Annotated in this window: 25 protein-coding genes; 17 read left to right on the forward strand and 8 right to left on the reverse strand. The window is 61.9% G+C overall.

Features of this window, described 5'->3' with window-relative positions; all coding sequences use genetic code 11:
* Window positions 1–39 precede the first annotated feature (39 nt).
* From DXY04_RS03435 to glp, 4 genes are read left to right on the forward strand one after another with little or no spacing between them, the layout of a single operon-like run.
* Window positions 40–351, forward strand: coding sequence for a hypothetical protein (locus DXY04_RS03435; protein WP_115160988.1), 312 nt, complete (start codon window positions 40–42; stop codon window positions 349–351).
* Window positions 352–403: 52 nt separating this feature from the next.
* Entirely contained in the window at window positions 404–1,102 is a 699-nt protein-coding gene (locus tag DXY04_RS03440) for a carbonic anhydrase (protein ID WP_115160989.1), read from the forward strand.
* Complete coding sequence (gene moaC, locus DXY04_RS03445) at window positions 1,099–1,575, forward strand: cyclic pyranopterin monophosphate synthase MoaC (RefSeq protein WP_115160990.1); 477 nt, start codon at window positions 1,099–1,101, stop codon at window positions 1,573–1,575. Before DXY04_RS03440 ends, moaC begins: the two co-directional genes overlap by 4 nt.
* Entirely contained in the window at window positions 1,559–2,809 is a 1,251-nt protein-coding gene (gene glp / locus DXY04_RS03450) for a gephyrin-like molybdotransferase Glp (RefSeq protein ID WP_115160991.1), read from the forward strand. Before moaC ends, glp begins: the two co-directional genes overlap by 17 nt.
* On the opposite strand, the gene DXY04_RS03455 is transcribed toward glp, so the two are convergent.
* Window positions 2,794–3,603 carry a hypothetical protein gene (locus DXY04_RS03455; protein WP_115160992.1) on the reverse strand — a complete coding sequence of 270 codons (810 nt, stop codon included), beginning with the start codon at window positions 3,601–3,603 and terminating at the stop codon, window positions 2,794–2,796. The genes glp and DXY04_RS03455 overlap by 16 nt on opposite strands.
* 59 nt (window positions 3,604–3,662) lie before the next feature.
* On the opposite strand from DXY04_RS03455, the gene DXY04_RS03460 reads away from it, so the two are divergent.
* Window positions 3,663–4,526, forward strand: coding sequence for an NAD-dependent epimerase/dehydratase family protein (locus DXY04_RS03460; RefSeq protein ID WP_115160993.1), 864 nt, complete (start codon window positions 3,663–3,665; stop codon window positions 4,524–4,526).
* Here the strand turns inward: DXY04_RS03460 and DXY04_RS03465 are convergent.
* Window positions 4,490–4,918 carry a molybdenum cofactor biosynthesis protein MoaE gene (locus DXY04_RS03465; protein WP_115160994.1) on the reverse strand — a complete coding sequence of 143 codons (429 nt, stop codon included), beginning with the start codon at window positions 4,916–4,918 and terminating at the stop codon, window positions 4,490–4,492. The two genes, DXY04_RS03460 and DXY04_RS03465, sit on opposite strands and share 37 nt — an antisense overlap.
* A 3-nt stretch (window positions 4,919–4,921) precedes the next feature.
* Complete coding sequence (locus tag DXY04_RS03470) at window positions 4,922–5,158, reverse strand: MoaD/ThiS family protein (protein ID WP_115160995.1); 237 nt, start codon at window positions 5,156–5,158, stop codon at window positions 4,922–4,924.
* A 45-nt stretch (window positions 5,159–5,203) separates the two neighbouring features.
* On the opposite strand from DXY04_RS03470, the gene moaB reads away from it, so the two are divergent.
* Window positions 5,204–5,701 carry a molybdenum cofactor biosynthesis protein B gene (moaB, locus tag DXY04_RS03475; protein WP_115160996.1) on the forward strand — a complete coding sequence of 166 codons (498 nt, stop codon included), beginning with the start codon at window positions 5,204–5,206 and terminating at the stop codon, window positions 5,699–5,701.
* Between the two features lie 21 nt (window positions 5,702–5,722).
* Here moaB and cobA read toward each other — a convergent pair whose 3' ends face one another.
* Both cobA and DXY04_RS03485 read right to left on the reverse strand, forming a co-directional pair.
* Window positions 5,723–6,511, reverse strand: coding sequence for a uroporphyrinogen-III C-methyltransferase (cobA, locus tag DXY04_RS03480; protein ID WP_115160997.1), 789 nt, complete (start codon window positions 6,509–6,511; stop codon window positions 5,723–5,725).
* The gene (locus DXY04_RS03485; protein ID WP_244272347.1) at window positions 6,508–7,155 is read right to left on the reverse strand and encodes a DNA mismatch repair protein MutS; all 648 of its coding nucleotides are present in this window, start codon (window positions 7,153–7,155) and stop codon (window positions 6,508–6,510) included. Before DXY04_RS03485 ends, cobA begins: the two co-directional genes overlap by 4 nt.
* A 42-nt stretch (window positions 7,156–7,197) precedes the next feature.
* On the opposite strand from DXY04_RS03485, the gene DXY04_RS03490 reads away from it, so the two are divergent.
* From DXY04_RS03490 to DXY04_RS03510, 5 genes are all read left to right on the forward strand, one after another.
* On the forward strand, window positions 7,198–7,524 hold the full coding sequence (locus DXY04_RS03490; RefSeq protein WP_136975360.1) for a hypothetical protein: 327 nt from the start codon (window positions 7,198–7,200) through the stop codon (window positions 7,522–7,524).
* Window positions 7,525–7,782: 258 nt separating this feature from the next.
* Entirely contained in the window at window positions 7,783–9,324 is a 1,542-nt protein-coding gene (locus tag DXY04_RS03495; protein ID WP_115160999.1) for a ferredoxin--nitrite reductase, read from the forward strand.
* A gap of 70 nt (window positions 9,325–9,394) precedes the next feature.
* Window positions 9,395–9,529 (forward strand): hypothetical protein, encoded by a 135-nt coding sequence (locus DXY04_RS03500; RefSeq protein WP_006851080.1) that lies wholly within the window; start codon window positions 9,395–9,397, stop codon window positions 9,527–9,529.
* 35 nt (window positions 9,530–9,564) lie between these two features.
* Window positions 9,565–10,452, forward strand: a complete 888-nt coding sequence (locus tag DXY04_RS03505; RefSeq protein WP_115131399.1) for a formate/nitrite transporter family protein — start codon at window positions 9,565–9,567, stop codon at window positions 10,450–10,452.
* Between the two features lie 7 nt (window positions 10,453–10,459).
* Window positions 10,460–11,182, forward strand: coding sequence for a HEAT repeat domain-containing protein (locus DXY04_RS03510; RefSeq protein WP_115161262.1), 723 nt, complete (start codon window positions 10,460–10,462; stop codon window positions 11,180–11,182).
* Between the two features lie 52 nt (window positions 11,183–11,234).
* On the opposite strand, the gene cynS is transcribed toward DXY04_RS03510, so the two are convergent.
* Window positions 11,235–11,687: a cyanase gene (gene cynS / locus DXY04_RS03515; RefSeq protein ID WP_115161000.1), complete on the reverse strand. Its 453-nt coding sequence runs from the start codon at window positions 11,685–11,687 to the stop codon at window positions 11,235–11,237.
* Window positions 11,688–11,915: 228 nt separating this feature from the next.
* Here cynS and DXY04_RS03520 point away from each other — a divergent pair, with 228 nt between their 5' ends.
* Together DXY04_RS03520 and DXY04_RS03525 are read left to right on the forward strand one after the other, a co-directional pair.
* Window positions 11,916–12,086: a cyanate hydratase gene (locus DXY04_RS03520; protein WP_115161001.1), complete on the forward strand. Its 171-nt coding sequence runs from the start codon at window positions 11,916–11,918 to the stop codon at window positions 12,084–12,086.
* A 72-nt stretch (window positions 12,087–12,158) separates the two neighbouring features.
* Window positions 12,159–13,229 (forward strand): anthranilate phosphoribosyltransferase family protein, encoded by a 1,071-nt coding sequence (locus DXY04_RS03525; protein WP_115161002.1) that lies wholly within the window; start codon window positions 12,159–12,161, stop codon window positions 13,227–13,229.
* Here the strand turns inward: DXY04_RS03525 and DXY04_RS03530 are convergent.
* Window positions 13,190–13,657 (reverse strand): GNAT family N-acetyltransferase, encoded by a 468-nt coding sequence (locus DXY04_RS03530; protein ID WP_115161003.1) that lies wholly within the window; start codon window positions 13,655–13,657, stop codon window positions 13,190–13,192. The genes DXY04_RS03525 and DXY04_RS03530 overlap by 40 nt on opposite strands.
* A 45-nt stretch (window positions 13,658–13,702) precedes the next feature.
* Between DXY04_RS03530 and DXY04_RS03535 the strand changes: the two genes are divergently transcribed.
* The 4 genes from DXY04_RS03535 (at window position 13,703) to DXY04_RS03550 (ending at window position 18,974) form a co-directional block, all read left to right on the forward strand.
* On the forward strand, window positions 13,703–14,944 hold the full coding sequence (locus DXY04_RS03535; RefSeq protein WP_170951342.1) for an MFS transporter: 1,242 nt from the start codon (window positions 13,703–13,705) through the stop codon (window positions 14,942–14,944).
* A gap of 45 nt (window positions 14,945–14,989) precedes the next feature.
* Window positions 14,990–17,128, forward strand: coding sequence for a polyphosphate kinase 1 (ppk1, locus tag DXY04_RS03540; RefSeq protein ID WP_115161005.1), 2,139 nt, complete (start codon window positions 14,990–14,992; stop codon window positions 17,126–17,128).
* Window positions 17,129–17,331: 203 nt separating this feature from the next.
* Window positions 17,332–18,318 (forward strand): RpoD/SigA family RNA polymerase sigma factor, encoded by a 987-nt coding sequence (locus DXY04_RS03545; RefSeq protein ID WP_115009753.1) that lies wholly within the window; start codon window positions 17,332–17,334, stop codon window positions 18,316–18,318.
* Between the two features lie 5 nt (window positions 18,319–18,323).
* Window positions 18,324–18,974, forward strand: coding sequence for a diacylglycerol/polyprenol kinase family protein (locus tag DXY04_RS03550; protein WP_115161006.1), 651 nt, complete (start codon window positions 18,324–18,326; stop codon window positions 18,972–18,974).
* 16 nt (window positions 18,975–18,990) lie between these two features.
* Here DXY04_RS03550 and DXY04_RS03555 read toward each other — a convergent pair whose 3' ends face one another.
* Window positions 18,991–20,058, reverse strand: a complete 1,068-nt coding sequence (locus DXY04_RS03555) for a 3-deoxy-7-phosphoheptulonate synthase (RefSeq protein ID WP_115161007.1) — start codon at window positions 20,056–20,058, stop codon at window positions 18,991–18,993.
* Window positions 20,059–20,078: the final 20 nt, after the last annotated feature.

Here is a 20,078-nt window from a genome sequence, read left to right on the forward strand (position 1 = left end):
TTTTTTCCATACTGAAGCTCTGTTCAAAGAGTTTCTGCCGTGACCAGCAGCATCTCGTCCGCTTCCGGCCGCAGCCCCATCACCCTGGCCGCCGGTTTCCTGGGTGCCTTCATCGTTGGTTCCCTCGCCGTGCAACTGGTGCGCAGCCAGTCGGCTTCCGTTCAGGCCGGTGCCGCTGGCGTGGAGCCGGTGATCGCCGGGCCTGCCGCTCTGTGGGCTCCCTTGGCCGAGCGCGACATCGCCAGTGCCACCGCAGGCGCAACAGCCCAACCCACTGCTGCCATCCAGCCCGCCGTTGAGCCTGTTGTGGGCTCCGAAGCCACCCTCTGGTCTGCCTTCGGCGAGCGCTGATCGCACTGCCCACGTGGCACAGCCCACCAGCCGGCCCGCATAAGGTGCCGGCATGGGGATTCAGCGCCGTCACTTCCTCCAGCAAACGGGCGGTCTTGCCTTGGCCGCCCTGATCCAAGCGCGCCCCGTTGAGGCAGTAGAGGAGGGTTTCTGCAGCCCGAATGATCCACTCGAGGCCCTGATGGAGGGGAACCGCCGATTTGCCGAGGCCTGGCGCCAGGGCAAACAAGACGACGGAACGACGCCCCGAACGGCGGATCCCGACCCGCGCTGCTTCAACTCCCCCAGGGCGTTGGCCACCAGCCAACATCCCTGGGCCACCGTGCTCACCTGCTCTGATTCACGGGTGTCGCCGAGCTGGGTGTTCGACACCACGCCTGGCGAGCTGTTCGTGATCCGCAACGCCGGCAACATCGCATTCACCGAAGCCATTGCCTCGGTTGAATACAGCGTCAGCGTTCTCAAGACGCCACTGTTGATGGTGATGGGACACAGTGGCTGCGGAGCCGTAACGGCGGCGATGGACACCAACCCGCTGACCCCCTCCCTGGACCGACTGATCCAACCCATCCGGGAGAACATCAACGGCAGCAGCGATCTCGAGGACGCCGTGAAGCGCAACGCCCTCGCCAGCGCCTCCACCTTGATTCAACGCAGCGCCGTTCTGGCTGAGGCCAAAGCCAGCGGTGCGCTGAAACTGGTGGTGGGTTGTTTCCAACTCAGCAGCGGTGTTGTGAGCTTGATCGAATGACGCAAGACCTGAGTCACCTGAACCAGCAAGGCGAGGTTCACATGGTGGACGTGGGGGACCGGCCGACCACCCACCGCGAAGCCCATGCCCGTGGCGCCATTCGCATGGACGCCTCAACCCTCGGCCTGATCCAGCGGGGCGAGACACCGAAAGGAGATCTTCTGGCGGTCGCCCGGGTGGCAGCGATCCAGGCCGGCAAACGCACCTGGGAGCTGATTCCCCTATGCCATCCGCTGCCACTCAGTGGCATGGATGTGTCGATCGACGCCGACGCCTCCCTGCCTGGCCTGGTGGTCCACTGCCGTTGCCGCACCACAGGTCAAACCGGGGTGGAAATGGAAGCGATGACGGCTGTGTCCGTGGGGCTGCTGACCCTTTACGACATGCTCAAGGCGGTTGATCCAGCCATGACGATCGAAGCGATTCAGCTGGAATTCAAGGAAGGAGGGCGGAACGGTGTCTGGAAACGCTGAGCCCTACGGACGCGAAGGGCTACCCCTCGAAGAGGCACGTCGACGGGTTCTGGCGGCGCTTCGGCCGATCACAGCCAGCAACACAGTGCCGCTGCAGCAGGCCCTCGGCCGGGTGAGCGCTGCGGATGTGCTGGCCAGCGCTGCCGTTCCGGGATTCCGGGCCTCGATCATGGACGGCTACGCCCTGGGGCAGAGCCACCAGCCCAACCCTGGGGACACCTGGCAGCTGAAGGGACGCTCCGCCGCCGGCCAGCCCTTCAACGGAACACTGGCCGCCGGCAAGGCGATCCGCATCCTCACCGGCGCTCCACTGCCGGACGGTGCCGGCTGGGTGCTGCCCCAGGAGCTGATCAGCGTGGACGGCACCAGCCTCCAGCTGGTGAAAGAGGCGTCGGATCGTCCCTGGATTCGCCCCGAGGATGAGGAATGCAGACCGGGAGACCTGCTGCTGGCCGCTGGACAGCGCCTTGGTGCCGCCGATCTCGCACGCCTCGCCGGCTGCGGCATCGCCGACCTAACCGTTGCGCAGCAACCCCGCATCGGGCTGCTAATCAGCGGGGACGAGCTGGTGCCACCCGGAACAACGCGGCAACCCGGTGCCATCTGGGAGAGCAACGGCACGCTTCTGGAGACGATGCTCCGGGCCCTGGGGCAATCGGTGACCCAGCGACGGGTGGTGGCCGATCAACCCGACGCCCTGCGCCAGGCCCTGCTGGATCTGGCCCATGACTGCGACGTGGTGGTGAGCACCGGCGGCGTCTCCGCTGGCGACAGCGATTGGATCCGACCACTGGTGGCGGAGCTGGGTGCCGTGGACTTCTGGAAACTGTTCCTACGCCCGGGGCGCCCCTTCGCCTTCGGCATCATCGGCGAAGGCGTGCCATTTTTCGGTCTGCCGGGCAATCCCGTGGCGGCGGCGGTCACCGCCCTGCAACTGCTCTGGCCCGCCCTGCAGGTTCTGGAGGGCCAGAGCGAACCGGAACTGTTCCCCCGGGTGATGGTGGAACTCGCCGACCCGTTGTCCCGCCGACCGGGACGGCCGGAATTGGCTCGGGCCCGCCTCGACACCAACGCCGCAGGAACGCTGCTGGCACGGGTGGATGGCTCGCAGGCCTCGTCCAGGATCGGTTCCCTGCAACAGGCCGATCTGCTGCTGGAACTGCCAGCGGAAGCCGGCCCGCTCGAAAGCGGCACCCGTCTCTGGGCCCAGCTGATTCGTCAGCGGATTTTCTGAGCCGGATCAGGCTGAAAGCAGCGGCGCTCCCAGGCCATGAGCTGGCCCGATGAACCGAAATGGATGCTGATCTGCTGAAACAGGTCAGCGCCGAGACGGCCACCGATCTCGAGGCTGAAGGGCGCACTGGGGAGCTCACTGGGCACCGAGAACACCAGGCCGTCGGGCATCACCGCTGAGCAGTCGTTATGCAACAGCTGGCTTGGATCGAACACCAGCGAAGCGGCGTCCTCCGCCTGGCCGTTCACCCCCGCCTGCGGCTTGAGCATCTGCCGCTCGCCACTCCATCCCTGCACCGGCGCCAGCAGGGCCTCGGGTGTCCCGCATGCGGGACGGTCGGGTTCGGGATCGGTGCCGTTCAAGCAACGGAAACCAACCGCCCCAACACGCTGCAAACGCCAGCCGCCGTCAAGTGGTTCCCAGAGCAGCACCAGCATCGAGCGGGAACGTCCGCAGAACAGGTTGATCTCATGGCCGAAGCGGGGATGCTCGGCATCCAACCCCCGGCTGGACTGACCGCCCGCCCCGGGGAACTGCCAGCAGCCTCCGCCGGCGTTGTAGGTGGCCCGGCTGATGGGATAGGTGGCCTTACCCCCGGGGGCAAAGGCCAGACCCGATCCATCCCACACCCCGTGGTCGTCATCGGAAAAGGAAATCGCGTAGGTGGTGGGGTCGATCCGACGGGTCGGATGCTGCAGATCCAGCCGACCGCTGCCGTCCCGCTCAAACCAAGAACCACAGCCCTGCCAATGGCCCGCGAAATTGCGGCGGTTGAGGGTCCATTGATCAGTCATGTCCGTGACGGCATGGAACGGTCGATCTCCTTAGGGTCGCCCCAACAGCCATCCCCGCCATGGACCTGACGATCGTTGGCTGCGGCTACGTGGGACTCGCCCTGGCGGAGCGGCTGCAACCAAGACGCCCCCAGCTGAAGCTGACGCTGACCACCACCACCAGCGAACGGCTGGAGCAACTCAGCCCCCTGGCCGATCGGGTGGAGCTGTGCGACGCCACAGACCCCGTGCAATTGCGGAACGCCCTGCGGCAGAGCAGCAGCGCCGTGTTCTGCCTCGGGCCTAAGGGAGATCGCCAGGTGGATGCCAACGGCTACCGCCGCACCTTCGTCGACAGCTTCCATTGCCTGACGTCGCTGTTGCCACAACTGCCGAAACTGCGGCAGATCGTCTACACGGGCAGTTGCTCGGTGTACGGCGATGCCGCGGGGGACTGGGTGGATGAGCAAACGCCTCCCGCGCCAGGCCGCGGCCATGGCGATGTTCTGCTGGAAAGCGAACGACTGCTCAGCGGCATCAGCGGCCGGCGGGTGTGCATCCTGCGCCTCGGGGCGCTCTATGGCCCTGGCCGCGATCTCGACCGACGCCTGCGCGGGCTCGCCGGACTGGAACGCCCTGGCAGCGGCTCGACCTACAGCAACTGGCTGCATGTGGCGGATGCTGCCGGTGCCCTGGAAGCAGCTCTCGATGCTGAATGGGCCGGCCTGGTGAATGTGGTTAACGACGAGCCGATTCGGCTGCGGGACCTGGTGGGGCGCAGCCTGCAGCGCCAGGGCCTGGCGCCCGTGCGCTGGCTTGGGCAGGACGAACCGGGTTCAGGGGGCCGGCGGATCCGCAACACCCGGCTCAAACAGCTGGGCTACCAGCTGCAGCACCCGCGCCTTGATCAAAGTGGCGTGTTGGCCTCCAGCCAGGTGCCCTGACCAGCGCACCACTCCCGCTTCCAGAACGGTGCCTGGTGCTTGAGTTGCTCCAACAAGGCGGCCGAGCAGCGCTGCGCCGCCCCACGACGATCGGCCTGCACCGCCACCAGCACGATCGGCTCACCGGGGGCGAGCTTGCCCACCCGATGCAGCACCAAAATCGGCCCCGTCCGGTGCTCCTGCTGCAGCCGCTGCGCCATGGCCGTGATCTGACGTTCGCAAAGGCCGGGGAAGTGCTCCAGCTCAAGTGCCTCCAGAGGCCGGCCATCCATGGTGGTGGGACGCACCCGACCCATGAAGATCGCCGCGGCCGCGGCATCCCCGCTCCAAAGCGCCAGCTGCTGCCAAGGATCAAAGGGATCCGGGCACACCTCCACACGGCAATCGGTCACGCTTCACCCCCCCGTGAACGGTGGAAGAAAGGCCAGCTCATCACCGGCCTGCAACGGCTGATCGGCACCGACCAACTCCTGGTTCACCGCAATGCTGATGCCCTCCAGCGGACCAAGATCCAGCTGGTTCCAGACCTCACGGGCCGTCCAGACGCCTGGTGTGAAGGGAAGGGAACGCTCGGCCCAACCGGCGCGTTCTCGCAGGGAAGCGAACAGCAGCACCTTCAGCACCACGTCCATGGCAGCTGGAGTGGTTCTAGCGTCCGAGGGCTCCGCCGCTGTGCCATGGGCCTCTCCATCGCCCTGCTCACCATCTCCGACACACGCACCTTGGCGGACGACAGCAGCGGAGATCAGCTGCAGCGCAGCCTTGAAGACGCGGGGCATCGCCTTCAGGAGCGACAACTCTGCCCGGATGATCGCTATCAAATCCGCCGTGAACTGAGCCGCTGGATCGCCGATCCTGGGGTTGATGTGGTGATCACCAGCGGCGGAACCGGGCTCACCGGCCGCGATGGCACCCCCGAAGCGGTGGCACCGCTGCTGGACAAAACCATCGAAGGATTCGGTGAACTGTTCCGTGTGCTCTCCTTCGAGAGCATCGGCACCAGCACCCTGCAAAGCCGCTGCCTGGCCGGCGTGGCCAACGGCACATTCGTGTTTGTGCTACCGGGATCTCTGGATGCGGTGACCACCGCTTGGAACCGGCTCATCCGGGCTCAACTCGATGCCGACACCCGACCGTGCAACCTGGCCCAGCTCCGGGCTCGCTTGAAGGAATAGAGCGGAATCGAGCGGAGCTGTTCAGAACGGAATCGGCATCGTGACCGCTGCCGGTGTGGGCCTGCAGGCTTCAACCTGCTGATCAATCACCTCACCCACCACAACGATCGAGGGTGACTTGAAGGCTTCGGCTCGGCATTGGTCGGCAACGTCAACCAAGGTGGCTTTGAGGCAGCGTTGCCCCGCCACCGTGCCCTGCTGGATCACCGCCACGGGGGTAGTCGCAGCCAAACCACCCGCCATCAGCTCCTCTGCAATCCGAGGCAGGTTGTGCAGCCCCATGTAGATCACCAATCCGTCACTGGCCGCAGCCAGGGCACGCCAATCCACGGAAGGACGGCGCTTGTCGATTTCCTCATGACCGGTGACGAAGGTCACCGATGACCCCGCCCGCCGGTGGGTGACGGGAATTCCGGCGTAGGCAGGGGCAGCAATGCCAGCGGTGACACCAGGCACCACCTGAACAGGAATGTTCCGCTCCGCCAAGTAAGCGGCTTCTTCCCCTCCACGACCAAACAGGAAGGGATCACCCCCCTTCAAGCGCACCACGGTGCTGTGTTTCTGGGCCATTTCCACGAGCACGGCATTGGTGCTGGGTTGGGGCACCGAATGATGTCCGCGACGCTTGCCGACAAAACGGCGTTCGCAGGTTGCCGGCACAAGATCCAGCACTTCCTCGGGCACCAGCGAGTCGTACACCAGGGCATCGCACTGGCTCAGCAGCCGATGCGCCTTCAGCGTGAGCAACTCGGGATCGCCGGGACCGGCTCCCACCAGATAAACGGTTCCGGTTTGGTCAGCGGTGGTCACGGCAAGGAAACAAGCAGATCGATCAGGGCCTGACGTGTGGGGGGATGCTCCAGCAGAGGAGGCAATCCACCAGCTTCGCTCAACGCATCCGTCATGCGGTTTGGCGCGAGGGTTAGTGGAAGTGGCCGAGCCCTGGGGTGGCGCTGCTGGAACTCGGGCCAGGCATCAAAGGGAACCAACGGCAAAGCCAGGCGAGACGCCAGCATCGCGAGAAAGCGATCCGCCACCCCCGGGCGCAAAGGGTGGTGCACCAGCACGGCATCAGCGCGCTCAGACGACGGAAGTGCTGAGAGCACAGCGTTCCACCAGGTGGTCCAAGAGCCCAGAAAGGGCAGCAACCGCACACTGGCTCCAGCCCCACGAAGCCTGTTGCGAATCGCCGGCACATCCGTGCGGGCGTGCGCCCCAGGCAGCAGCAGCAACGGAACGATCCAAGAGGATTGGGGAAGCGCCGATACGGGTTGTTCAGCCGTCAGCACCTCCAACTGCACGGGCGCCGAACGCCGCTGAGCCAGAAGGTCTGGCAGAGAGGCCAAACACTCAGGAACAACACCGCCACTGCGGCCATGCACCACCAGATGCAACCCTTGCCGCCCCCCATCGGAAGCGTCATTCCGTAGCAATGGCCACGGATTGATGACCATGCCGGCTGATGTCATCGGGTTGTTGTGAACGTTGGATGAGTCATGGCGCCCCGCCGTCGTTTTGATCGTGCCCCATTGGACAGCCGCTCCTACCGGGAGCCGTTGGACGGACGCATTGAGCGGTACGACTTCCGAGACGACCGGTACGACGCCCGGGACGACCGGTACGACGTCCGAGAAGACACTTACAGCCGGGGGTACGACGCCAGGGAGGCTCGTTACGACCGGCATGACCGGTACGACCGAAGCTTCGACCGCCCCACCGGACCCTCCGAACTCGACCAAGACTTCGCTGCGATGAAGCGGGTTTGGCAGATGCTGCGGGCCGGAGCGGTGCGCATGGTTGGCGAAATTGGACGCCAATACTGAGGCGGAAACAAGTTGCCTTTTACGGCCTCGCGGGAACCGTCAGATGTAGCCGGTTTTACAAATCCGAGAGGACAAAGCCCCTGGCATTGATCAACGCCAAAAGTGTTCCCTTTGTTACGGACCAGGGTCGCCGTCGCAGTGTTTATTCAGTCAACCCAACGCTCCCCTTCCTTTTGAAGCGTTGCCGGTCTTCGGGCCATCTCGATTGATTCGCGCCTCGTCTTTGAGCAATCAATCCGCCCAATCGTTATTCGACTTATGACCATTAGCTCTCCCTCCAGGCCTTACCTGGATGGCAAGAAGCTCAACAAGATCGAGCAGAACAAGGCGGCCAAAGATGGCCTGTTGGTCGGTAGCGAAATCGAAAAATTCGCCGAGCTCGGCTGGGAGCAGGTGGATGAAACCGACCTCCAGTTGCGTTTGAAGTGGTACGGCATGTTCTGGCGTCCGAAAACGCCAGGCAAATTCATGCTGCGCTTGCGGGTGCCCAATGGTGTGCTGACGGCCGATCAGCTGCGGGTGGTTGGCTCCATCGTCGAGCGCTACGGCGAAAACGGCAGCTGCGACATCACCACCCGTCAGAACCTGCAATTGCGCGGTGTGCTGCTGGGCGACCTGCCGGAAATCCTCAAGCGGCTGAAGGAAGCCGGCCTCAGCACGATCCAATCCGGCTTCGACAACCCCCGCAACGTCACCGGCAACCCCATCGCCGGTATTGATCCCAACGAGATCGTCGACACGCGGCCCTACACCACCGAGCTGCAGAACTTCCTCACCAACAACTGTCAGGGCAATCCGGAGTATTCCAATCTGCCTCGCAAGTGGAACACCGCCGTTGCCGGTGCAAAGGACAATTTCCTGCTCCACAACGACATCGTTTTCCACCCCGTGGAACGGGATGGGGTGATGGGATTTGGCGTCTGGATCGGCGGTGTTCTGTCATCGCAGATGAACGCCTATGCCGTTCCCCTGAACGCCTGGGTGAAGCCAGAGGAAATCTGCAAGATGACCGATGCCGTGATCCGGCTCTGGCGTGACAACGGTGAGCGCGACAAGCGCCCCAAAGGCCGCTTCCGGCTCTACCTGGATCAAGTGGGCCACGACGTGTTCCGCAGCCAGGTGGAAGAACTCTTCGGTCCGTTGACCCCAGACCCGGGCTCTGTGTTCAACACCACGCCCCGCTCCCATTACGGCTTCCATCCTCAGAAACAGGAAGGGCTTTCCTATGCCGGACTGCACGTTCCGGTGGGTCGCCTGACCGCCCAAGATCTGCAGGATCTGGCAACCGCAAGCCTCAACTACGGCAGTGGTGAGGTGCGTCTCACCGAAGATCAGAACGTCATCCTCGTTGGCCTTCCCAACGACAAGCAGGACGCCCTGAAGGCAGACGCCCTGGTGCAACGCTTCCCGCTGGAGCCCGGTCATATCTCTGCAGGAACGGTGTCCTGCACCGGCAACACCTACTGCGGATTCGCCCTCACTAACACCAAAGACCAAGCGCTCGAAGCAGCCAAGGAACTCGACCAGGAGCTCAATCTTCCTGAAGAGCTGAAGATCCACTGGACCGGCTGCCCCAACACCTGCGGCCAGGCCTACATGGGTGCCATCGGCCTCACCGGCACCAAGGCCAAAAACAGTGAAGGTGTGATGGGAGAGGGCTACACGATGACCATCGGTGGGTCCCAAGGTGCCAACCCGAGCATCGGCGAAATCCACCGCAAGGCCATCCCGGCCGATGAGATCAAGACCGCTCTCAAACAGGTGTTGATCGAGAAGTTCGGGGCCACCCCCAAGGCCTGATCGCTGCTGTAGCCGTGACGCTTCCTTTTGAAGTCACGGCTCCCCGCATCGACCACTTCCCCTCACCGTCATGGCCAACCGCAACGACGTGTTCTCTCGTTTCGTCAACTGGCTCAGCGCCAGTGGTCGCGACGGAGCCGCCATCAACCGTCAGGGCGGCAGCCCTGATCTGTTCTCCCGCCTGATGAACCGCATCAGCGGCTGACATCAAAACCTTCGTCCAACTCTCAATCTCATCTGATGGACTACGTCCTACCCAATGAGCTTGTCGACGGCATGATTGCCGCCGGCGGCAAAAAATCAACGGTCAGCGTGAAGAACCTGCTGATCCGTGGCTTTTACTCCGGAGCCATCCTTGGCCTTGCAGTGATCCTGGCCCTCACCGTGGGCATCACCGTCAAAGCCCCCTTCGTGGGCTCGCTGCTGTTCCCCTTCGGCTTCGCCAGCATCGTGCTGTTCGGCATGGAGCTGGTGACCGGCAACTTCGCCCTGCTGCCGATGGCCACCTGGGCCGGCAAGAGCACCTGGGGTGCCACGTTCCGCAACTGGGTTTGGGTGTGGATCGGCAACTGGATCGGCACCGCCGTTGTGGCCGTGATCATGGCCATCAGCCTCACCAGCGGCACCATGGATGGCGCTGCTGACAACGTCGGCCCGCCGATCTGGGATGCCGTGGCCCAGAAGATCATGGCCCTCAATCAAATCAACGTTGAGAAGAAGTACGAGGCCCTGGGAAGCATGGGCTTCTTCCTCGCCTTCCTGCGCGGACTCGTGGCCAACTGGTTGGTTTGCCTGGGCGTGACCATGGCTCTGGTGAGCAAGAGCGTTCCCGGCAAGATCCTGGCCTGCTGGCTTCCGATCACCGCCTTCCAATCGATGGGCATGGAGCACATCGTGGTGAACCAGTTCCTGCACACCGCTGGCCCGATCCTCGGTTCAGGCGTCCCCTTCACCAAGGTGATCTTCTGGAACTTCCTGCCTGTCACCCTCGGCAACATCGTGGGCGGCATGGTGTTCATCGGCATGCTCTTCTACAGCACCCATCGCACGCCGATGGATAACGTGCTGCCCACCGAGCACGATGAAAAGCTGGAGCGTGAGCTCGCTGCTGAACTGGGTGCCCGCTGATCCATCCATGAACGACGAAGCCGTTCTCTGGGAACGGCTCGCCCGATCTCGACGCGCTCCTTTGGAGCCCGCTTGGCTGGGGGAGGTCTACTCCCCCAGCCTTTCTGTTGATCTGCGGCGAGCCCTCTGCGAAAAACTGGGGATGCAGGCCGAGCGCGGCTGGCCAGTGATCCAAGACCTCCTCGCCAGCCACGGGGTTTTGCCCGATTTGGTGATGGCGGCAGGGCTCTGCCACCAGAGCGAAGCCCGCGATTGGTTGTTGGCTCAACTCGAGCAAACCTCAGACGATGAGGACGCCAACCTGATGGTGGTTCAGGCTCTCGCCTGCTGGGGCGCCGAAGTTCCCGAATCGGTGGTGGTGAATTGCCTGCATCACCCGGGCCAACTACACCGACTTGCCGGTCTTCAACTGCTCAGCTTCCGGTCCCACTGCCTCGACGACGGTGAACTGCTGCAGTTCTGCCAAGAGGTTTTGAATGATTTTCGCGATCCAGTCGTTGTGGCCGCCATTCGGGTTCTGCAACGCCGCGATGGCGTGTTGATCAGCGAAAAGCTGGCAGAGCTGTGTGGAAATGGTTCCCTGCCTGTTGCCGAGGCCGCCTTCCGCGCGCTCGGTTGCATCGCCACACCTTCCAGTCAGCGCTGCCTGCTGGAGTTAAGCCAGGAGCTGAATGACGACGTTCGGCGGAAAATGGCCAGCACCCAACTGAGCCAACAATTCCGCCAATAAAAAAACCCCGCACTTGCGGGGCTTGATGTCTTCAATCAAGACACTTGAATGTTCACCACTTTTTGTAAGGCAGGAACTTGCCGCACATGGTGATTTTGACGCGATCACCTTTGGGATCCTCCACTTTGTCGACATCAAGCGTGAAGTCAATCGCGCTCATGATGCCGTCACCAAAATGCTCCTGGATCACATCCTTCAGGGGCATGCCATAGACCTGCATGATCTCGTAGAAGCGATAGATCAAGGGATCAGTGGGGATCACCGGATCGAGGCTTCCCTTGGTGGGGAACTCCTGCAAAGCGGCAGTGATGGCTGGGTCAAGGGAGAGCAGCTCAGCCAGCTTTTCAGCCTCTTCTTTTGAAGCTGTGGCTTGTCCATAGAACAAGGAAGCGATCCAGACCTCGTCGAGGCCCAGGGCTGCTTCCAGATCAGCAAAGCTCATGCCCTTGGCCTTCTTGGCAGCCATCAAGTTGGCGGTGACGGTCTCCTGGGAAGGAGCTGCCAACGACGGGGTCGAGGGAACAGCTGAAACAGTCATGATTGAACGAAAAATTGTTATGGCCGCCTCAAAAACAGCGTTCCAAGCCGGAACGTCTCAGCAGCCCCGAAACTGTTGCGCAAACGCTGACTGAACAATGAAGCATCAACTACAAAACAACAGCCTGTTTTGAAGCAACAAGCACAGCCGACAGTCTCTTGATCGGGGAAATTTGTTTTACAGAAGAAATTTGCAATGAGCCAATTCTTCCAATCGATGGCGACCCTGCTGCAGGCGCAATTCCTTCCGCCAACCACTGCTCCCCAACTGATGCTGGAGCGGCTCTATTACGCCGAAGGACGCCACCACCCGCAGCACCCACGCCATGGCAGTTTCGAGGGGCTATCTCGGCTGAGCAGGCCCTGAGCTTTCGTAGCAATTGCTACCCCTGCCGGGTCAGTCACTCCTGAAGACTGATCACAGCTAGAGGCCGGACCTTTGACGAGCGCAGTTCTCTCCGGCCGCGACCGCTTCAAGCAGCACCTGCGCAAGGTGGGAAGCGGTGAACACACCAGCAAAGGCATGAGTCGCGAGGAAGCGGCTGATGCCATGGAGCTGATGCTGCAGGGCGAAGCGACGCCCGCACAGATCGGCGCTTTCCTGATTGCCCATCGCATCCGACGGCCCGAACCCCAGGAACTCACGGGGATGCTCGACACCTACCGAGCCCATGGCCCGGTGTTGCAATCCACGGCTGGCAGTCGAGCACCGTTGTGTTTCGGCATGCCCTACGACGGGCGCACGCGCACAGCGCCGATTTACCCGCTCACCGCGCTGGTGCTGCTGGCCTGTGGTCAGCCGGTGGTTCTGCAGGGCGGTGAACGGATGCCGATCAAATACGGCGTCACCGCTGTTGATCTGTTCCGCCTTCTCGATCTGGACCTCACAGGTCTACCGATCAGCGCCGTTGCAGACGGGTTCCAGCAGAACGGCTTCGCCCTGATTCACCAGCCGGATCATTTCCCCATCGCGGAAACCCTGATCGGCTACCGCGAAGAACTAGGCAAGCGGCCCCCGGTTGCCAGCCTGGAACTGCTCTGGACACCCCACCAAGGCGACCACCTCCTTGTGAGTGGCTTTGTCCACCCACCAACAGAAGCCCGCGCCTGGGAAGCCCTCAAGCAAGCCGGCGAAACCGATGTTCTCACCGTGAAGGGGTTGGAAGGAGGCACCGACCTGCCCATCGGCCGAGCCTGCATCACGGCCCGGGTGCGGAATGGCAAAGCGGAGCGATTGATCCTGCACCCCCGTGACCATGGCTGTCACGACGCCGACGTGGAATGGGCTGACGACACCACCTGGGCTGAGCAGGCACGAAACGCCCTTCAGAACAAAGGCCCTCTCTGCGACGCCCTGCGCTGGAACGCCGGTGCCTATCTGTGGTTCGCCGGCTGCAGTGAGTCCCTGGAACAGGGCATTCAACGGGCAGCATCCGTTCTGGAGATGGGCCAGGCCCAAGCCCAGCTTGATCAACTCTGCGCTTGGCGAAACAGCTTGACCATCCGATAGCGCTCGAACGGAACGCCTCCAATCAGGATCGTCTCTGGCGCTTCCACACACCAGCCCCGTCGCTCCAGCAACGGTCGGCTGAACTGGCTGGCCTCCGTTCGTAATTGTTGAACGCCGGACTCCAGCGCATCCGCCTCAATCCGTTTCAGGAGGGCACTGCCATGCCCCCGCCTCGAGGCACAACCACGGCAGTAGAGCAACGAAAGACGATCTTCCGGATGGCGAATCGCAAAGGCCGAACCATCAGTGGTGAGCCATCCCGAGCCCTCCCGAAAACTCGCATCGAGCACGCCGGGCAACCAGGCCAGAGCCGCCCAGGCCCTGACTTGTTCATCTGAATAAAGGAGGGGAGCCTGCGATTCGATCGCATCGGCATAGATCTCCCGCAACAGCGGGTGATCCTCCGGAGCGATCGGACGCAAAGCCATGGAGCCGCCTGTGGGAATGTGAGTCTCTCCTGCGTGGCAGCAAGCTTGCAGCGTCCTCGGATTCCCACACTGCTCAGCGCGTTTCTCACGCTGCTCAACGACCGCCTCAGCGAAAGCATTGTTTTTCCGCTGTTGCCCTTTCTCCTGGCCCAGTTCGCCCCAGACGGACGAACCCTGGGACTGTTGGCGGGAAGCTATGCCCTGGCGCAGTTCCTGGTCACTCCCTTGATCGGAGCGCTCAGTGATCGCTACGGCCGCCGCCCCGTGATCAGCATCTGCGTCGCAGGATCCGTGGTGGGGCTCGGCCTGTTTGCCGTGACGGTTTCACTGCCTTGGCCCAGCCAAAGCCTGCTGCCCCTGCTGCTGTTGTTCGCAGCACGGATCATTGACGGCATCAGTGGCGGTACGGCAGCAACAGCCAGCGCCGTGCTCGCCGACATCACGCCTCCCGACAAGCGAGCCCGTGCCTTCGGCTTGATCGGCGTGGCCTTTGGTTTGGGGTTCATCCTTGGCCCCTTCGTTGGCGGGCAACTGGCCCGGGTGGCCGTGTCCCTTCCCGTTTGGGTGGCCACAGGTTTCGCTGCACTCAACCTCTTGGTGGTGCTCAATCTGCTGCCGGAAACCCATCCCCAGGACTCCCGCAAAAACCTGCCCAGAAAACGCGACCTCAATCCGTTTGCACGGCTGAGCCAGGTGCTGATGAACCCCAGCGTGGGGCGACTGTGCGGAGCTTTTTTCCTCTTCTTCCTGGCCTTCAACGGCTTCACCGCCATCCTGGTGCTCTATTTCAAGCAGCGCTTCGGCTGGGGCCCTGAGCTCGCCACCACCGCCTTCCTCGTGGTGGGGGTCGTCGCCACCGTGGTCCAGGGAGGGCTGATCGGGCCGCTGGTGAAACGGTTCGGTGAATGGCGTCTGACCTTGCTGGGCCTCGGCCTGGTGATCATTGGGTGCCTGCTGATCCCCAGCGTCGGTGCATCCGATCGGGCGGGCGCCATCTTCACTGCCGTCGGCATCCTGGCCCTGGGCACCGGATTGGTCACACCAAGCCTGCGCAGCCTGGTGTCACGGCGCCTGGGTCGGGAAGGGCAAGGCAGTGCCCTCGGCAGCCTGCAGGCCCTGCAAAGTTTGGGCAGTTTCCTCGGCCCTCCCCTGGCGGGATTCAGCTACGACCTGCTGGGTCCAGTGAGCCCGTTTGCAGCTGCGGCAACCGTGCTGGTGATCGTGATCGGCCTGGTGGCCGGCAGCCCTCTACCGGACATCTCCGACACACAACCAAGCCAGTCCTGATTGCTACGTTTCGGCTAACGACACCAGCGCCGAGCCGTTCAGCCCATGTGCGCAGCAGCCTTAGCCCCGGAGCACTACATCAACCGGGAGCTGAGCTGGATCGCCTTCAACGAAAGGGTGCTGGCCCAGGCCCTGGATCCGCGCACACCTCTGCTCGATCAAGCCAAGTTCAGCGCCATCTTCAGCAACAACCTCGACGAATTCTTCATGGTTCGCGTGGCGTCACTGAAGTCTCAGGTGGAGGCGGGCGTCAGCAGGCCAAGTGAGGATGGCAAATCGCCGTTGGAGCAGCTGCTGGCGATCCGGGAACGGCTGATTCCCCTGCTGCGAGAGCAACAGGTGCATTACCGCCAGCACCTGAGGCCAAAGCTGCTGGAACACAAGGTTGAGCTGCTCGATTACAAACAGCTGAACGACGACCAACGCCAATGGGTTGACAACACCTTCCAGACCTCGGTGTTTCCGGTGCTCACACCTCTGGCTGTGGACCCCGCCCATCCGTTCCCCTTCGTCAGCAACCTGAGCCTCAACGTTGCGGCCGTGGTTGTTGATCCGGAAACAGGACAACGGCAATTTGCCCGGGTGAAAGTTCCCCAGAAAAATCTGCCTCGCTTCATCGCCATCCCCTCGCACCTGAGCGGCCAGGAGCACAAACCCGTTCACACCGCCATCGCCCTCGAGCAAGTGATCGCCTTCAACCTGAAGGAGCTGTTCCCTGGCATGACGATCGAGGGGCACTACTTCTTCCGCGTGACGCGGGATGCGGATCTGGAACTGAGGGATCTGGAAGCCGATGACCTGATGCTGGCCCTGGAACAAGGACTGCGAAAGCGACGCATGGGCGGTGAGGTGGTGCGCCTCGAGGTGCCCAACGAAATGCCTCAGGACGTGGTGGAGATGCTGATGACAGGTCTCAGCGTTGAAGAGGAAGACCTCTATGTGATTGATGGTCCCCTGGGCCTGGACGACCTGCTCAGCCTGACCGCCCTACCGCTGCCGAAACTCAAGAGCCAAAGCCACGGAGGCCAGACACCCACGGTGCTAGCCCGCAGTCAGCAACACCTGCTGGACGAGGGAGCAATCAAGCCGGATGAGTTCAGATCGATCTTCTCGGTGATTCGCCGTCAGGACATCCTTCTGCACCATCCCTATGACCTCTTCTCGACAACCGTCGAAGAGTTCATCAACCAGGCAGCGGACGATCCCCAGGTGATGGGCATCAAGATGACGCTCTACCGCACCTCCAAAGACTCGCCGATCATCGCTGCACTGATCCGTGCCGCCGAAAACGGCAAGCAGGTGATGGCACTGGTGGAATTGAAAGCACGATTTGACGAAGACAACAACATCCAATGGGCCCGGCACCTGGAGCAATCCGGAGTGCATGTGGTCTACGGGGTGCTGGGGCTGAAAACCCACACCAAGATTGTTCTGGTGGTGCGCAAGGAGAAAGACAAGCTGCAGAGCTATGTGCACATCGGCACGGGCAACTACAACTCCAAAACCTCCAAGCTCTACACCGACCTGGGCCTGCTCACCGCCAACCAGGAACTGGGTCAAGACCTGGTGGAACTGTTCAATTACCTCACCGGTTTTTCCAAGCAGCAAAGTTTTCGTCGCCTGCTCGTAGCCCCCGTCACCCTGCGAAAAGGCATGGAGCTGTTAATTCGCCGCGAAATTGAACATGCTCAGCAGGGCCGAGAGGCCGTGATCCGAGCCAAGATGAATTCCCTGGTGGACCCAACGATCATTGCGCTTCTTTATGAAGCTTCCCAAGCCGGAGTGACGATCGAATTGATCATTCGCGGCATGTGCAGCCTCTATCCCGGTTGCGAAGGATTGAGTGAAAACATTCGTGTAATCAGCATCATCGGCCCGTTCCTGGAACACTCGAGAATCTTTTCCTTCGCCAACGGCGGCTCACCGGAGGTGTACATCGGCAGTGCCGACTGGATGAGCCGCAACCTCGACCGCCGCATTGAAGCAGTCACTCCGATCGAAGACCCAGAGCATCGCCAGAAACTTGAACGCCTGCTGCAGCTTTACTTGAATGACAACCAGGCCGCCTGGGACATGCAGAGCGACGGAACATTTGTGCAGCGCAAACCCGAAAACGACACCTCGGAACGCAATTCCCAGATTCAATTGATCAAGGAATGGAGCAACGGCATCCAATCCTTGTGATTCTTTTGGTTTTCAAAGGGATTGCGTCTGTGACATCCGATACAACATTCCTTCAAAAACAAAGTTGAAGCCACCACGATCACGGCCGAATCAGTTGTTTTGAAAGCCCAAAGATTCAGCTCCTGAAATTCTTTCGATTCGAAACAGTCAGCACTGTTGCTTGGTGCTAAGTTCAGCCCAAATTCATTCAGGAGACCAGGGTGATGGGGATCCCTCTGGAATCTTCCGGCACGACAAAACAGTCGTCCCGGAAGGAACCTGCGTTGCCGTCCACCGGACGTCGACCATCAACTCGACAAGGAGGGCGGCTTGCCACCGACTCCATCGGTTTTTATCTGAGCAGCATCGGACGCATCCCCTTGCTGACGGCAGCTGAAGAGATCGAACTTGCACACCATGTGCAAGCCATGAAGCAACTTCAGGAGCTACCGGAAGAGGAGCTGACCTCCCGGCATCGCCACAAGATCCGCATGGGCAAACGGGCCCGCGACAGGATGATGGCCGCCAACCTCCGCCTCGTGGTGAGCGTGGCGAAGAAATACCAGAACCAGGGCCTGGAGCTGCTCGATCTGGTTCAGGAAGGTGCCATCGGCCTGGAGCGAGCGGTCGACAAGTTCGACCCCGCCATGGGCTACAAATTTTCCACCTATGCCTACTGGTGGATTCGTCAAGGCATGACGCGGGCCATCGACAACAGCGCCCGCACCATTCGCCTGCCGATCCACATCAGCGAAAAACTCTCCAAGATGCGTCGCATCTCCCGGGAGCTGTCCCACCGCTTCGGTCGTCAACCGAATCGGCTGGAGTTGGCGAGTGCCATGGGCATCGAGCCCCGGGAACTGGAGGATCTGATCTCCCAGAGCGCACCCTGTGCATCCCTGGATGCCCATGCTCGTGGCGAGGAAGATCGCAGCACCCTGGGTGAACTGATCCCGGATCCCAACGGTGAAGAACCGATGGAGGGGATGGATCGCAGCATCCAGAAAGAACATCTGGGGGGCTGGCTCTCGCAGTTGAACGAGCGCGAGCAGAAGATTCTGAAGTTGCGGTTCGGTCTTGGTGGTGAAGAGCCTCTGACCCTTGCCGAAATCGGTCGTCAGATCAATGTGTCGCGTGAGCGCGTCCGACAGCTGGAGGCCAAAGCGATTCTCAAACTGCGCGCCATGACCAACCACCAACAAGCCGCCTAAGCCACTTGCTTTCCATCACCGGACCCATCGCCATCCTGACCTGGATGGCGATGGTGGTAGTAGGCGCCGTGTTTTGCCGCCGGCTTCGGCCGAATCAACGGGAACTGAGCCGAAAAATTGTGCACATCGGAACCGGAGCCGTGGTTCCTTTGGCCTGGTTCTTTGAAATTCCCTTCGTTGTTGCCCTGCCTGTTGCGGCGGTGATCACCGTTGTGACGACGATCAACCACCAATGGCGCTTCATCCCCGCCGTTGAGGATGTTGATCGCAACAGCTACGGCACCATCGCCTACGGCATCGCAATCACAACGCTGCTTCTGCCGTTCTGGCCAACCCGAGCCGATGCGGTGTCCGCCGGGGTTCTGGTGATGGCCTTAGGGGATGGGCTTGCAGGGTTGATCGGCCGCAACGTCGTGTCCCCGAAGTGGGTTCTGTTTGGTCAGACCAAATCAAGCGTCGGCACGATGACCATGGCCGTTGTCTCAGGCCTGGTGCTGATCGGCCTGGCGCGATGGTCGGGGGCTGACCTGTCCCTGCCAGCAGCCCTTGGCATGGTGGCCATGGCAACCGGTTTGGAACAGCTCAGCTGGCGGGGTCTCGACAACCTCAGCGTTCCCCTCAGCGTGGGGGTGCTGTGGAGTCAACTGGTGGTTTGAACCAAGGCGTTGATGCTCAGGCGGTAACCGTCTGTTTGCGACTGGCCACAGCCGCGGCCAGATCCTCCAACAGGGTTTCGGTGGTCTCGAGGCTGATGCAGGCATCCGTGACGCTCTGGCCATAGGTGAGCTGCGTCAGGTCGGCGTTGAGCTTCTGGTTGCCTTCCACCAGATGGCTCTCGATCATCACGCCCATCACGTGATTGGAGCCCCCCCGCAACTGCTCGGCAACGCTGGCCAGCACCTCCGCCTGTCGGCGGAAGTCTTTGTTGCTGTTGGCATGGCTGCAATCCACCATCAGACGATCCTGCAGACCGGCTTTGCTCAACTCGGCTGCGGACTCCTGCACAGCTTCCAAGTGGTAATTGCTGCCCTGGCTGCCGCCGCGCAGCACGAGGTGGCCGTAGGGATTGCCCGTAGTGCTGACGATCGAGGCATGACCATCGCGATTGATGCCGAGGAAGTGATGCGGCTTGGCTGCCGCCTGCATGGCATTGATCGCGATGGTGGCGCTGCCGTTGGTGCTGTTCTTGTAGCCGATCGGCATCGACAACCCTGAGGCCATTTCGCGGTGGGTCTGACTTTCCGTCGTCCTGGCACCGATCGCGGTCCAACTGATCAAATCAGCGATGTACTGCGGAACAACGGGATCGAGCAGTTCCGTTGCAGCAGGCATCCCCTCCCGGGCGAGATCCAACAGCAGTCCCCGGGCCCGCCGCAGGCCGGTGTTGATGTCGTAGGAGTCGTCGAGATGGGGGTCGTTGATCAGTCCCTTCCAACCAACCGTGGTGCGCGGCTTCTCGAAATACACCCGCATCACCACCTCGAGCTGATCCTTCAAGCGCTCGCGGATCGGAGCCAGGCGCTGGGCATACTCCCGGGCAGCCTTGACGTCATGAACAGAGCAGGGGCCCACCACCACCAGCAAACGCTGATCACGGCCACTGAGGATCTCTTGAATGCGCCGGCGGGCTGACGCCACGGTTTCGAGTGCCGCCGCGTCCATGGGCAGCTCATGATGCAACACAGCAGGGGCCACCAAAGGACGTGTCTCCACCACATGCAAATCGGAGGTGGTGGCCATGACTGGACGCGAGACTCCGA

Source organism: Synechococcus sp. UW86, from assembly GCF_900474085.1.
Classification (GTDB): Bacteria; Cyanobacteriota; Cyanobacteriia; order PCC-6307; family Cyanobiaceae; genus Parasynechococcus.

Coding starts and splice junctions, on each gene's coding strand:
- DXY04_RS03440 (WP_115160989.1), top strand. CDS start 404: ATGGGGATTCAGCGCCGTCACTTCCTCCAGCAAACGGGCGGTCTTGCC.
- moaC (WP_115160990.1), top strand. CDS start 1,099: ATGACGCAAGACCTGAGTCACCTGAACCAGCAAGGCGAGGTTCACATG.
- DXY04_RS03455 (WP_115160992.1), bottom strand. CDS start 3,603: ATGACTGATCAATGGACCCTCAACCGCCGCAATTTCGCGGGCCATTGG.
- DXY04_RS03460 (WP_115160993.1), top strand. CDS start 3,663: ATGGACCTGACGATCGTTGGCTGCGGCTACGTGGGACTCGCCCTGGCG.
- DXY04_RS03470 (WP_115160995.1), bottom strand. CDS start 5,158: ATGGACGTGGTGCTGAAGGTGCTGCTGTTCGCTTCCCTGCGAGAACGC.
- moaB (WP_115160996.1), top strand. CDS start 5,204: ATGGGCCTCTCCATCGCCCTGCTCACCATCTCCGACACACGCACCTTG.
- DXY04_RS03485 (WP_244272347.1), bottom strand. CDS start 7,155: ATGGTCATCAATCCGTGGCCATTGCTACGGAATGACGCTTCCGATGGG.
- DXY04_RS03490 (WP_136975360.1), top strand. CDS start 7,198: ATGGCGCCCCGCCGTCGTTTTGATCGTGCCCCATTGGACAGCCGCTCC.
- DXY04_RS03495 (WP_115160999.1), top strand. CDS start 7,783: ATGACCATTAGCTCTCCCTCCAGGCCTTACCTGGATGGCAAGAAGCTC.
- DXY04_RS03500 (WP_006851080.1), top strand. CDS start 9,395: ATGGCCAACCGCAACGACGTGTTCTCTCGTTTCGTCAACTGGCTCAGC.
- DXY04_RS03505 (WP_115131399.1), top strand. CDS start 9,565: ATGGACTACGTCCTACCCAATGAGCTTGTCGACGGCATGATTGCCGCC.
- DXY04_RS03510 (WP_115161262.1), top strand. CDS start 10,460: ATGAACGACGAAGCCGTTCTCTGGGAACGGCTCGCCCGATCTCGACGC.
- DXY04_RS03520 (WP_115161001.1), top strand. CDS start 11,916: ATGAGCCAATTCTTCCAATCGATGGCGACCCTGCTGCAGGCGCAATTC.
- DXY04_RS03530 (WP_115161003.1), bottom strand. CDS start 13,657: ATGGCTTTGCGTCCGATCGCTCCGGAGGATCACCCGCTGTTGCGGGAG.
- ppk1 (WP_115161005.1), top strand. CDS start 14,990: ATGTGCGCAGCAGCCTTAGCCCCGGAGCACTACATCAACCGGGAGCTG.
- DXY04_RS03545 (WP_115009753.1), top strand. CDS start 17,332: ATGGGGATCCCTCTGGAATCTTCCGGCACGACAAAACAGTCGTCCCGG.
- DXY04_RS03555 (WP_115161007.1), bottom strand. CDS start 20,058: ATGGCCACCACCTCCGATTTGCATGTGGTGGAGACACGTCCTTTGGTG.